Annotated in this window: 7 protein-coding genes and 1 CRISPR repeat array (1 of these 8 running past the window's edge); of the genes, 2 read left to right on the top strand and 5 right to left on the bottom strand. The window is 68.9% G+C overall.

What is annotated here, in order from left to right:
* Window positions 1-203: a CRISPR direct-repeat array (repeat unit 32 nt; unit sequence GTCGCCTCTCGCGCAGAGGCGTGGATCGAAAC); it begins 359 nt to the left of the window's first position.
* A gap of 501 nt (window positions 204-704) precedes the next feature.
* Window positions 705-1,715, top strand: coding sequence for an AraC family transcriptional regulator (locus JCR33_RS19750; RefSeq protein ID WP_198883843.1), 1,011 nt, complete (start codon window positions 705-707; stop codon window positions 1,713-1,715).
* A 367-nt stretch (window positions 1,716-2,082) separates the two neighbouring features.
* Window positions 2,083-7,932, top strand: coding sequence for an autotransporter outer membrane beta-barrel domain-containing protein (locus JCR33_RS19755; RefSeq protein ID WP_198883844.1), 5,850 nt, complete (start codon window positions 2,083-2,085; stop codon window positions 7,930-7,932).
* A 242-nt stretch (window positions 7,933-8,174) separates the two neighbouring features.
* On the opposite strand, the gene JCR33_RS19760 is transcribed toward JCR33_RS19755, so the two are convergent.
* The 5 genes from JCR33_RS19760 to JCR33_RS19780 form a co-directional block, all read right to left on the bottom strand.
* Window positions 8,175-9,692 carry a DHA2 family efflux MFS transporter permease subunit gene (locus tag JCR33_RS19760; RefSeq protein ID WP_198883845.1) on the bottom strand — a complete coding sequence of 506 codons (1,518 nt, stop codon included), beginning with the start codon at window positions 9,690-9,692 and terminating at the stop codon, window positions 8,175-8,177.
* On the bottom strand, window positions 9,685-10,026 hold the full coding sequence (locus JCR33_RS19765) for a hypothetical protein (RefSeq protein ID WP_198883846.1): 342 nt from the start codon (window positions 10,024-10,026) through the stop codon (window positions 9,685-9,687). Before JCR33_RS19765 ends, JCR33_RS19760 begins: the two co-directional genes overlap by 8 nt.
* Window positions 10,027-10,043: 17 nt before the next feature.
* Window positions 10,044-10,568, bottom strand: coding sequence for an isochorismatase family protein (locus JCR33_RS25370; RefSeq protein WP_198883847.1), 525 nt, complete (start codon window positions 10,566-10,568; stop codon window positions 10,044-10,046).
* Between the two features lie 81 nt (window positions 10,569-10,649).
* On the bottom strand, window positions 10,650-11,096 hold the full coding sequence (locus tag JCR33_RS19775; protein ID WP_198883848.1) for a MarR family transcriptional regulator: 447 nt from the start codon (window positions 11,094-11,096) through the stop codon (window positions 10,650-10,652).
* A 141-nt stretch (window positions 11,097-11,237) separates the two neighbouring features.
* Window positions 11,238-12,599 carry an MFS transporter gene (locus JCR33_RS19780; RefSeq protein WP_198883849.1) on the bottom strand — a complete coding sequence of 454 codons (1,362 nt, stop codon included), beginning with the start codon at window positions 12,597-12,599 and terminating at the stop codon, window positions 11,238-11,240.
* Window positions 12,600-12,737: the final 138 nt, after the last annotated feature.

Consider the following 12,737-nt stretch of genomic DNA (forward strand, 5'->3'; position numbering starts at 1 on the left):
ACGTCCCCTGGCCTTCGAGGTCATCGGGAGGGACGTGTCGCCTCTCGCGCAGAGGCGTGGATCGAAACGACGAGGCTCGCGGTGAGGACGTGCAGGGCTCTCGTCGCCTCTCGCGCAGAGGCGTGGATCGAAACACCGATCCGTCCGGGGTGATCGTTGGTCTATGCGCCAGTCGCCTCTCGCGCAGGGGCGTGGATCGGAAATCCAATTCTGCGGTCAGGGAGAGCCCATCTCGCAGTGTTAGCCGACCCGTGCAAAGGCGAAGGTCTTTCGATGCCTGTCACGGAGCACTAGGCGGAGGCGCCATTTGATAGGCGCCTCCCGGTCCGAGATCGGGAGGCGGGTGGTGCGGGCGTTGGACGTGACCCGGTTTCTCAATCGGCTTCGACGACGTGGAGGTCTTTCGCCGCACCATGTCGCAGCGCGAACGCGGCCGCAGGCTCGGACGAGCCGGTTGTCGGTACTGCGCGGCAATCTCTCCATGACTGCCCGCTCAAATCGCAAAACGTGGCGTCGGGTCTCCTGGAGCCGTACCCGGACGCGCTGTTGCCCACATGACTGGACATATCCGCTCTGCGCCTCAGATTGATGGGAGCCCGTGGGCTTGCCGTCGGCTCCGCTTCGTCCCGACCGGGGTGATGAGCCGGCCACGCGCCCGAGGGCTCGAACGAACGAGGGGCTTCAGAAGAGTGGCATCCGTCGCGATGACATCGACCCGCGGGCTCGGACCGTTGCCGGCGGTCATCGAAGCCCGTGGAGGCGAACGGGCGGTACGCCGCGTCTTCGACCGGGCCGGGATGCCGCACGATGTGCTCTCCGGATCCGAACGCATGGTGCCTCTCAAAGGGTTCATCGCCCTCTTCGAGCACGCGGCGGTCGTCACCGGCGACGAGCTGATCGGGCTCGAGACGGGCCGGTTGATGACCGACGAGTTCGGCCGTTGGGCGACCTACGCGCGCGCCGCTCCGACGCTCGGCACGTGCCTCGTTCGGATCGCGCGGGGCCTCGCCTTCCACCAGAGCGGCACCGAAATCGTCACGACGCTGCATGGAGACGAGGGGCGTTTCACCTACAAGGTCGGTGGCGTCGGGGGGCGGCAGTGCGCCCAGCATCTGGAGCACGCTTTCGTACCGGTGATCGAGGCGATGCGCCTCTATCTCGGCCCGGACTGGTCCCCGGACCGCATCGAGGTCAACTATCCGGCGAGCCCCCGGCTCGCCGCGCTCGAGACGCTTCTCGGGACTGCCGTGGTTCCCGGCGCGGCGCGGCCCGCCATCTGCTTCGCGGCGCCCCTGGTCGCGGCGGCCCGCCGCGCGCCGCCGCCCGCCCCGATCTCTTTCGAGGACTTGCGCGAGATCGTCGGCGGGCGCCCTCCAGCCACGATCGCCGGCGCGATCTGGCACGTCATTGACGCCAAGCTCGCCGATGGCGGCACGGAGCTGCCGGTGATTGCCGAGGCCGTTGGTCTGTCCCCGCGAACGCTGCAGCGGCGGCTTCAGGAGGAGGGCGCGTCCTTCAAGGCCGTCGTCGACGATGTTCGCCTCCACCGCGCGGCCCATCTCCTGGAGCGGCCGACGCTCGCCGTCACGGAAATCGCCTATCGCCTCGGCTATAGCGACTCGGCGCATTTCAGCCGGGCGTTCCGCCGCCTCACGCGGTTCACGCCAAGAGCCTATCGCAAGTCCGCCATGGCGAAGCGGCGACGGCCGCAATAGCGGTCGCGATCGCTTCGTCGGCTGATCGGCGGCGGGCCGACGCATCGCGAGCCGGATCGGCGAGGGTCGTCTCGGCGTCGCCCCTTCGGGCGCCCCGGGTCGATGCGTGGCGCGAATGCGACACTCAGGGCTCACTCGGTGGTGGCTATCCCATTGGCGCGCAATGGCAGGTTTCGACGCGGCCCCGGCCCTAAGACGTGCTGACGCGCCGGGCTGTGTCGCCGCCAGCCGACCATCATGCGACCTGTCGGAGGCTCCGGAGCGCTCTGTGGAACGTCAGCTGTCATCCGGCGCGACGGTGCAGAGGACATCGAGGGAATGACTGCGGGCCCGTCGGGCGCCGCGCGACGGGTTGGGATGATCGACGATGACGGGCGAAACCGCTCACGTGACCATACGAACCGGGTTCTGCGTCGCCGCGACGTGGATCGTACTCACCCAAAGCGCGGCCGCGAGCTGCGAGGCGACCAGCGACTGGTACGTCGAATGCACCGGCGACGTGCTGGAGGTTCTCGAGAACAGCTTCGTCGCGGGTCGGCAAAATACGGTCGACATCAATGATCTGACGTCCGACATCACCGGCGATTCCACGCGCACGAGCCTCGTCTACGGCCTCTTCGAGGCGCCCGCCATCGTGCTTTACGACGAGGACGCCACCGCCGACACCGATCTCCTCGTCTACTTCCGCGAGACCGAATACGGAACGGATGCCGAGGGCCACAGCATCGCCGTCGTGAACCAGGGTCCGGACGGGGCCGACGGCGCCAACGGCAACACGGCCGAAGCGGGTGAGGACGGCGGGGACAGCGGCGGCGCCCACATCATCCTGGTGGCGAGCGACTACGTGTCCCACTTCGACACTTCGACGGAGAGTTCGGGCGCTCTGCGCGCGGCGATCTTGGCGGAAAGCTGGGCCGGCGACGGCGGCGATGGCGGCAGGGGCTCCTATTTGCCGTTAAACCGGGCCACCGGCGGGGCAGGCGGAGCGGGCGGTGACGGCAGCACCGTGGCCGTGACGCTCGCGAGCGGCGGGAGCGTCACGAGTGTCGGCGGGATCGGCATTGCCGCCCAGAGCATCGCCGGGGACGGTGGTGACGGGGGTGACGCTTCGCGCGGCGGGTTCGGTGGCGAGGGTGGCGCCGGTGGCGCGGGGGGCGACGGCGGCACGGTAAGGGCCACCGTGCGCGGGGATGTGACGTCCACCGGCATCGGCATCCTCGCTCGCTCCTATGGCGGTGCAGGTGGCGATGGCGGTTCGGCCAACGGCATCGATGCCGAAGGTGGGGCGGGCGCGGGGGCCGGAGACGGCGGGTCCGTCACCGTCACTCTCGGTGGTTCGGTCGAGACCAGCGACGGCGAGGCGACGGGCATTCTCATCCAGAGCGTCGGCGGCTTTGCCGGGGACGGCGGCGACGGCGGCGGTTTCGTCGGCTTCGGCGCGTCCACCGAGAGCGCCGGCGACGGGGGCACGGCGACCCTCGTCCTCGAGGACGGCGCTTCCATCGTCACCGCCGGGGACGATGCCGGCGGCGCCTACGTGGAGAGCGTCGGCGGGGGTGGCGGCATCGGCGGCTCGGGCAACGGGGTCGTCGGGCTCGGCGGCGAAGGCTCGGCCGGGGGTGACGGCGGCACCGTCGACGTCACCATCGGCGAAGCTTCGATCACGACGCTCGGAGAAAGCTCCTCCGCGCTGGTCGCGACCAGCGTCGGTGGGGGCGGTGGTCTCGGCGGCGCCGGCCGCTCGTTCGTGATGCTCGGCGCCGACGCGGGCGAAGGCGGCGATGGCGGCACCGTCACGGTCACGAATCTCGGCACCCTTTCGACCTCGGGCGATGCGTCCGACGGCATCAACGCCACCAGCATCGGCGGCGGCGGTGGTGTCGCTTCGTCGACGGTCGGCATCACCGCCTTTGGCTCCGGCGGCGATGGCGGCAGCGGCGGTGACGGCGGCACCGTCACCGTCGCCAACGGCGGCGACATCACCACCGAAGGGGATCTTTCGGACGGCGTGTTCCTCGCCAGCATCGGTGGCGGGGGCGGCAAGGGCTCGAGCGTCGGGTCGATTAGCGTCGGTCTCGCGATCGCGATGGGCGGCAGCGGCGGCGCCGGCGGGGACGGTGGGGATGTGACCTACACCGATGCAGACACAGGCACTGGAGACGACGACTATTCCATCGTGACGACCGGCGATTTCTCCCGTGGCATCGTCGCGATGAGCGTCGGTGGCGGTGGCGGGTCGGGTGGCGATGCGCGGGCGGTCGCCGCAGGAGCACGTGTGGCCGTCACCATCGGAGCCAACGGCGAAGGTGGCGCCGGGGGCGACGGCGGTGATGTGAGCGTCACGACCGATGCCGACATCTCGACGTCGGGCGACGAGTCGACGGCGATTCTGGCGTTGTCGGTCGGCGGCGGAGGCGGCGATTCGGGTAAAATCCTGACGATCACACCCGCCCAGTACACGTTCAGCTTCGAGGAAGGTGCCGACGCGGGCGAAGGCGGCGATGGCGGCACCGTCACCGTCGTGGCCGGCGGCGACATCAGCACCGAGGGCGACCTCTCCGACGGCATCATCGCCCAGTCCGTCGGCGGCGGCGGTGGCAACGCACTCGCCTCCGGGTCGCTCTCCGGGGGCAGCAGCGGGCAGTTCAACATTGCCTCCTCCTCGGGCACCTCGGGCGGTGACGGCGGCGACGGGGGCGACGTCTCGGTGACGCAGACCAGCACCATCACGACCGAGGGAGACGCCTCGCGGGCGATCCTCGCCCAGTCCATCGGCGGCGGCGGCGGCAATGGCAGCACCGCGTTCTCGGCGAGCGCCGCCAGCTCCGTCTCCATCGTCGCCAGCTTCGGTGGCGATGGCGGTGCGGGCGGCGATGGCGGCACCGTGGCCGTCAATGCCGAAGGCGACCTCGCCACGTCGGGCGAAGACTCGACGGCGATCCTCGCCCAATCGATCGGTGGCGGCGGTGGTTCGGGCGGCACCGTCACCAACGTCGGCATCTATAACGAGGTGTCGATCGATGTCGGGCTCGGCGGCACCGGGGGGACGGGCGGCGACGGCGGGGCGGTCACCGTCGACGTCAGCGGGACCGTCACCACCGAGGGCGACCTTTCCTACGGCATTCTGGCCCAGTCGATCGGCGGCGGCGGCGGTTCGGGCGGCAGCGCCTTCGGCGTCGCGATCACCCGTAACGTGGAGGTCGGCTTCAGTATCGGTGGCGCGGGCGGTGCGGGGGGTGACGGCGACACCGTCGATGTGACCGTCACCGGGACCGTCGAGACGGAGGGCGAAGGCTCTTCGGCGGTGATCGCCCAATCGGTCGGCGGCGGCGGGGGGACGGCCGGCACGGCGTTCGCCATCCCGATCGTTCCCGGTATCGCGCTCGCCATCGGGGGCAGCTCCGGGACCGACGGCGACGGCGGCGCGGTCACCGTCGGTATCGGCGCCGACGCGAGCCTCTCGACGACGGGCGACGGTTCGGTGGCCATCATCGCGCAGTCGATCGGTGGTGGCGGCGGCATCGCCGATCTCGCCCTCGACGACGCCACCATCGAAGATCTCGAGATTTCGCTCGGCGCGACGGGCGGGTCCGGCGACGGGGGCGCAGTGACGGTCACGAATGCCGGCACCATCACCACCACCGGCGATGCGAGCTACGGCATTCTCGCCCAGTCGATCGGCGGTGGCGGCGGTGTTGTGCTGTCCACCGAGGTCGCGGAGACGAGCACCATCAAGATCGGCGGCACCGGCTCCGACGGCGGAGACGCCAGCACCGTCACGGTCACGAACTCCGGCACGATCCATACGACCGGGGACCAGTCCGCCGGCATCGTGGCGCAGTCGATCGGCGGTGGCGGCGGTCTCGGCTCCAACGCGATGCTCGCCTTCGGCTTCACCGTCGACGAACTCAATCTCGGCACCGACGTGGGCGGCACCGAGAACGGCTTCGGCTTCAGCACGTCCGGCAGCAGCGCGGTGGCCCGCAAGGTCACGGTGACGAGCGGCTCGATCACCACCGAAGGCAAGGCCGCCCACGGCGTCGTGGCGCAGGCGATCGGCGGCTCGGGCGGCATCGGCACCGTCGTCGATGCCGACGGCACCGTCACCGCGGCGATGTCCGGCAGCAACGGCTCCAACGGCAACGGCGGCAATGTGGAGGTGACGGTCGACGGGGACATCTCGGTGAGCGGCGAGGAAGCGCACGGCGTCATCGCCCAGTCCGTCGGCGGCACCGACTCCAAGAGCGGCAAGGTGACGGTCACCGTCACGGGATCGGTGACGGCGAGCGGCACGAACGGCCGTGGCATCCTCGCCCAAAGCACCGGCGGCAAGACCGACAATACGATCGCCGTGACCGTCGCCGACGGGGCGAGCGTGACGAGCGGATCGTCGTCACGCGCCGCGATCCTCCTCCTCGACGGGATCGACAATCTGATCACCAACGACGGCACGATCACCAAAGAGGGGAGCTGGGACGACGAGAGCGACGAGAACTACGCCATCTATGCCGACGACGGAGCGACGATCGAGAATTCCGGCCTGATCTCCGGCGCGATCGCGGGCAATGGCGTGATCGTCGACAATCTCTCGGACGGTATCCTGGAGCTCGGCTCAGACAACGACCTCGGCAGCGGTGGATCGCTCACCAATGTGGGCATCATCACGGCCGGCGAGCAAGGCACCATCCGCACCTCGACGATCACCGGCGACGTGACCCAGACGACGAGCGGAACCATCCTCGTCGACCACGAGCTCGGTGACGAGTACGACGTCGCCGCCGACGCGGACGAGCTCGTGATCCACGGCACGACGGATCTGTCCGGCTTTGTGGCGACGTCGATCGTCGGCACGAGCCTTCTGCAATCGGGTTCGACCGGCACGGTCACCTTCCTGACGGTCGACAACGACGAGACGACCACGGTGAACCTGACCGCGATCGACACCGCGACGATCGACTACGAGATCGCCGAAGTTCAGGACACCGACACCACGAGCTACGAGCTCGCCTACAGCGTCGACTACACGCCCTGGGACACGACGAGCGGGGTGAGCGCTGCCGGCAGCCAGGTGATGAACGCGACCGCCAACGACAACCGGTTCGGCAACTATCTGAGCGACCTCGTCACGGCGCGCGTCGCCGAGCGTCAGGCGATCGCGGCGGGCACCCTTGCCGAATCGGATGCGAATTACGCCTGGGTCGAGGATCTGATCACCTATGTGGTCGGGATCGACGATGTGAGCACGCTGCTCGCCGACTACGACGTCATGCTGCCGACCGTGCACAGCGCTCCGCTGGACGCCATGATGCTGTCGAGCATCAATTTCGCCGACGCTCTCTTCTCCTGTCCGAGCGCGCTCGGTGCCGGCGTTTCGGTGCGCTCCGACGACAGCTCGTGCTCCTGGGTGCGTCTTCAGGGAAGCTACTTGAAACGCAACGAGACGAGCCGAGCGACAGGCTATTCGGAAGGCGCGTTCGGCATCTCCGGCGGTGTGCAGAAAGAGGTGGCGGACGGGATCTACGCCGGCTTCGGCCTCTCGTACGAGCATGCGTGGCTCTCGGCCGACAATCTCAACGACGGTGACGGCGACCGATTGCAGGCGGGTCTCCTCCTGGAGAAGCGCTGGAACGGCTGGACCGTCGCCGGCGGGGTGACCGGAGGCTTCGGAGCCTACGACATCGACCGGCTGACGGGCACGCCGGACGGTCTCGTCAATGCAAGGAGCAACAGCACCATCGGCATCGTGTCGGTTCACGGCCGTGTCGGGCGCAAGTTCGCGTTCGACAACTGGTACCTCGAGCCGCGCTTCGATGCGGGCCTGCACCATCAGTGGCGCCCCGGCTATGCTGAGCACGGCGCGGGCGACTATGGGGTGCGCCTCGCCGACTACGACGAGACGGTCGTCACGCTCAATCCGCAGCTCGAGGTGGGCGGCGCCGTCGGTATCGGCGAGACCGCCGCCCGGTTCTACGCGCTGGCGGGGGTGTTGGGCATCATCGGCGAGGATCGGGATCTGACGGCGACCTTCACCGGCGTCGCCGATGACGGCCCGACCCTCGTCGTGACCGACGACACCGAAACCTTGTTCGCCAAGGTCGGCGTGGGCATGGAGGCGGCGCTTTCCGACTCATGGTCGCTGAAGCTGGAGGGGCGTGGCCTCATCGGCAACGACGAGCAAGTCTTCTCCGGCTCGGCCCGCCTGGACTTCCGCTTCTGATCGGGGGCCTTTCACGAAGCATGCAATGACTATGGGCTGATGGACGTCCCCATCCCGAGGTTGGCTTGGACGCAGCCCCCAACCACTCGACGTCTTCGTCTCCGATCAGCTCGGCAACGGGGAGCGCTTCACCCGCGAATGCCGGGCATCCGTCCTCGACACGTCGTTCGGGCACTCGGGGGTGGCACAGGCGCTCGACGACCCCATCGCCCGGCGTGCGAAAGCCGCTGATCGGAGCAACGTCAACAACCACCCGCGCCGGTGGTCGGGTGAGCGGACACTGTGGCCGTGGCCGCCGGGCCTTCCTGGAGCGCCGGCGCCGTCTGATCCTGCGTGGCGTGCTGCGTCGTCAGCCGTCGTGGCAATCTCAGCGCCGTCAGGAAGGTGCACGCGTGGAGGCCGCAAAGGAGCAGAAATGCCCAAGCGTAGGCGGATGAGACCGTGGCGCTCGATCCGGGCGACGCCAGCGTCCAGGCCAGAAGGCTTGCGCAGAGGGTCGTCAGGGTCGGGCCTCCGAGACGCTGGACGATGTTGAGCGACGTCGTCGCCATCGGCAGGTCCTGCCTGGGCACCGATACATAGGCGGCGGTCATCGACGGCAGACCGACGGCGCTCATGCCCAATCCACGAAGGAAGAGGGCCGGAACGAGCACGGCGAGGTCGAAGCCGTGAAGGGCGAGATAGAGAAGCGGTGTCGTGGCGACGAGCGTCAGGAAGGCCCCGCCCGCCGACACGGCGCGAATGCCGAATCTATCCGTCAGCGTGCCCATCAGAAGGTAGGTGACCATCATCCCGAGGCCCAGCGGCGCGAGCATCCAGCCCATCTCGGTGGGCGTCCGACCGCAAGCGTCGATGAGGAAGGCCGGGATGAGCATCTGTCCGGCGAACAGCACGCCGTTCGACAGGAACTGCGTGATGGCGCTCGTCAGGAAGATCGGGCCTCGGAAGAGGCGCAGGTCGACCAGCGCGTCGCGGCCCTTGCGTTGGGCCGTCCAGACAAAGGCGGCCATCATGACGGCGCCGACGGCGAGAAGCGCACGGCCCGCCGTCTCGCCGATCTTGTCCGAGCCGTAGAGAAACAAGGCCAACCCCGGCGAGAGCAGGGCCAGACCGAGCCAGTCGAGCTTCCGCGGCGTCGTCTCCTCGCGCTCCGACGGCAACAGCAGCGTCGCAAGCAGCATGGCGAGGGCGCCGATCGGAAGGTTGATGAGGAACAGCCATCGCCAGGATGCATATTGCAGTATGGCCCCCGCGGCGATCGGGCCGAGGACGGGCGCCAAGAGGACCGGCAGCGCCATGTAGCCCGCGACGCGCGCCATGTGCCGGCCCGCCGCTCGTGCAATCATCATCTGAGCCATCGGAGCGAGTAGACCGCCGCCGATGCCCTGCAGGACGCGGAACGCGATCAGGGCGTTCGCCGACCAGGCCAAGGCGCACAGCGCCGACGACAGGGTGAAGCCCGCGAAGCACCAGAGGTAGAGCGTCTTCGCACCGATACGACCGACGAGCCATCCACTCAGCGGCAGAACGAGGGTGAGCGCCAGAAGATAGCCGCTCGTGACCCACTGGATCGTCGAAAGGCTGGAGTGCAGATCGCTCGCAAGGCTCGACAGGGAGACGTTGACGATCGTCGCATCGAGCTGCGCGAGCAGGGCGCCGAACAAGGCGACGGCGGCAATCTTCCAGACGGACGGGTCGAGGCGGCCGTCGTCGGCCGCTTCTGCGATCGCGCCTGTCGGAGGGAGCGCATCGTCAGCCACGTCGGTCGACGTCCGCGGGCGAGTTGCCGCCGTGAAAGCGTCCGAACGAGCGTGCGGCGATCAGCGCGACCAGCAGGACGCCCGCACCCGCGGCGAGAACCTCGTCTGCGGCGTGAAGCTCGAAGTCGCCGACGCAGGCGAGGAGGAGGTAGGCGAGGACGAAGTTCGCAAATCCCCACAGCGCGTTCACCGTCGAGGAGGAAAGACCTTTCCCGGGCGGGCTGGCGAAAGGGGTCTGAAAGGGGCGCCCCATCATGCCGGAGACGAAGTGGGGCACGGCATTGGCGAGAAAGGCGCCACCGAACAGGTAGGATAGGTCGTGAAGCCAGTTCATGGTCGAACACTCCATCTTCATGAAAGCGCAAGGACGTCGTGCGTCGCGCCGATCCGGGGAAAGATGCGCGCAATGCTCGAGGCATCGGCGTCGGCCCGCATGTCGGCCATGGCGCCGCTCGCCGGCGTGACGTCGAGGCCGCGCGCACAGGCTTGGCGGGTGATGATCTCGGCACCATTGCCCGCCGCGACGCCGGCGATCACGACCTGCGTCGCCCCGAGCGATCTCGGATGGGCGTCCAGCTGGGTGTTGGTGGGAGGGCCGGGAATCCGCTTCATCACGATATGGCTTTGCCGGGTCGCTTCGGGGATGCGGTCGACCCGGTCCGCCGGAAGGGGCCGGAGGTCGCCGGCAATTGCCTCCGGCCCGGCTCGGCGCCGTCGACCGGCCCGGCGCAGGCCGCAGGCGCGAGGGGTCTCGCCGAGCGCCGAGGCATTGGTCATGGTGTCATCCATCGACGGGAGGGGGGCGAGCGAGACGATGCCCTTCCGGAGATCGACGGCGATGTGTGCAGAGTTCGGATCGAGGGCGGTTGCAGCCACGGCATGGTGCTTTCGATGGATCGGCCCGCGTCGGCGGTATGCCGATGTTGGTTCCGGAGCGGCCCCCGCCGGTACGGCGACCTAGTCCGCGGCGCCGAGGCGCTTGATCAGGGCGACGGCGGACCTGAGCGTCTCCCGTTCCTCGGGCGTGAGGCGGGCCATCGCCTCCAACAGCCATTTTTGCTTCGCCGCGCTTCGCTTCTGCCACGCCTCGATACCTTCGGCGGTCAGCGCGAACAGGACCTGTCGCCCATCGGTCGGGTGCGGCCGGCGCTCCACCAGTCCCTCGCGCTCCAGTTCGGTGAGCGTCGCCCCGATGGACTGCGGCTTCACAGCCTCCGCCCGCGCGAGGTCGGCCGTCGTCGTCGGACCGGTGCTCTCGAGGCGGGTCAGCACCACGGTCTGTGACCAGGTCAGTCCGTCCGGGTTCGTGTCGGCGCGGAGGCGCCGCAAGAGCTGACCGACCTCCAGCAAGAGCTCGGTGACGGTCGTTTCGAGGGATGTGGAGTGGCCGGAGGAATCGCCCATGGGCAAGCATATATAGATAGACAGGAAAACTTGCAAGTCTTCCTGTCTATCTGCCTCCGGCGCGACGACGACGGCGGTGGCGAAGTCGGGGTTTTCCCGCGGCTGCGGGGATTTGAGCCGGTGCGGATGGGCGGTCGGCTCTCAGGGTCTTGCGGTCGGCACACCTTTTCGCTCGATCGTTGCGTAGCCGATCACGAGGACGGCGAGCATGAAAACCGCCGTGGCGTAGAACACAGCGTCGTAGCGGCCGACGGCAGAGTAGAGGGCGCTGGCGCCCGTCATGCCGAAGACGCCGCCCAGAAGGCGCGCCGTCACGACGATGCCGCTCGCCTCGCCCTGCCGGTCGGTCGACACGGCGTGCATCACGGCATGGGCCGCGGGAACAAAATTGTGCTGCAGCGCGAAGCCCCAGAGCAGCAATGCCGCGAGGAGCAGCGCACTATTGTGGAAGGTGAGGGCGCACGCCATGCCGAGCGTCCCGACGGTCGTAAGCAGAAGGCCGAGGAGTGCCGGTCGGCGCGAGCCGCCCCGATCGGCGCTCCGGCCCGCGCGCGACGCCATCAGCGGCGAGCCCACGACGGCCGCGAGCATGAACACCCCTGCGCCCACGGAGGACATGCCGACGGCACTCTGCAGGTAGATCGGCACGAAGACGACGACGACGATCTTCGTCAGCTGTGCGGTGAAGAACATCAGGGTCGCACCGGCGACGGTCGGTCCGCTCAACAGCTCCACGTCGACGAGAGGCGCGCGCTTGTGCCGCTCGACTTCCACGAGCGCCGCCAGGAGGGCGACCCCCGCGGCGAGCACGGCGAGCGCCAAGGGGCTCGTCCACCCCCAGTCGGATCCTTCCATGAGAACCAGCGAGACGAGCACGATCCCCGACACGAGGAGCACCAGGCCGACGAGGTCGACCGCGGGTCCGTCGCGCCGCGGCGTCGGCTTCGCGAGGATCAGGACCGCCGCGGCGGTGAGCGCCGCCAGCGGGATGTTGACGTAGAAGATCAGGCGCCACGACACCAGACTCGTGATGACGCCGCCGAGGAGGGGGCCCAACGAGAACATGACGGTTCCGATGGCGGCGACGAAGCCGAGCGCCGCCCCTCTCTCGCCGGCGGGGAAGGCGGCGGTGGTGATCGCGAGGCCGACCGGAAACAGGATCGCTGCGGAAATCCCCTGCATGGCGCGCGCCGCCAACAGCATCGCAGCGGTCTCGGACGCTCCGGCGACGAGCGAGGCGAGCGCAAAGCAGGCGAGGCCGAGAAGGAAGATGCGGCGCCGTCCATGAAGGTCGGCCAGCCGACCCGACGCGGCGGCAAAGCTTGCGAACGTGAGAAGATAGATGCTGACGGCCCAATGCGAGGTCGCCAGCGACATGGACAGCTCGTCGGCCATCGCGGGGAGCGAGACGCCGACGATCGACTCGTCGAGGAGGACGAGGCCCGACCCTGCGCCGACCCCGGACGCCAGCCACCACTTACGGTTTGCGTCGGTGACGAGCACGGCGGGCCTCCCGATGGGCCCTCGACGATAGGCGTGCCCGCGGCGTGGAGGCAACCGGACAGCCGTCGGTCGCGCTGCCGTCTATCGGCCCGGCGGCTTCACCCGCGCGAGACCTCAACCGGCGAGTTCGCCTCGCCG

Origin of the sequence: Acuticoccus mangrovi (assembly GCF_016411865.1) — a bacterium.
GTDB classification, from domain to species: domain Bacteria; phylum Pseudomonadota; class Alphaproteobacteria; order Rhizobiales; family Amorphaceae; genus Acuticoccus; species Acuticoccus mangrovi.

Excerpts from the sequence above, each read along its gene's own strand:
- JCR33_RS19750 (WP_198883843.1), top strand. The coding sequence starts at position 705 with ATGACATCGACCCGCGGGCTCGGACCGTTGCCGGCGGTCATCGAAGCC.
- JCR33_RS19755 (WP_198883844.1), top strand. The coding sequence starts at position 2,083 with ATGACGGGCGAAACCGCTCACGTGACCATACGAACCGGGTTCTGCGTC.
- JCR33_RS19765 (WP_198883846.1), bottom strand. The coding sequence starts at position 10,026 with ATGAACTGGCTTCACGACCTATCCTACCTGTTCGGTGGCGCCTTTCTC.
- JCR33_RS19775 (WP_198883848.1), bottom strand. The coding sequence starts at position 11,096 with ATGGGCGATTCCTCCGGCCACTCCACATCCCTCGAAACGACCGTCACC.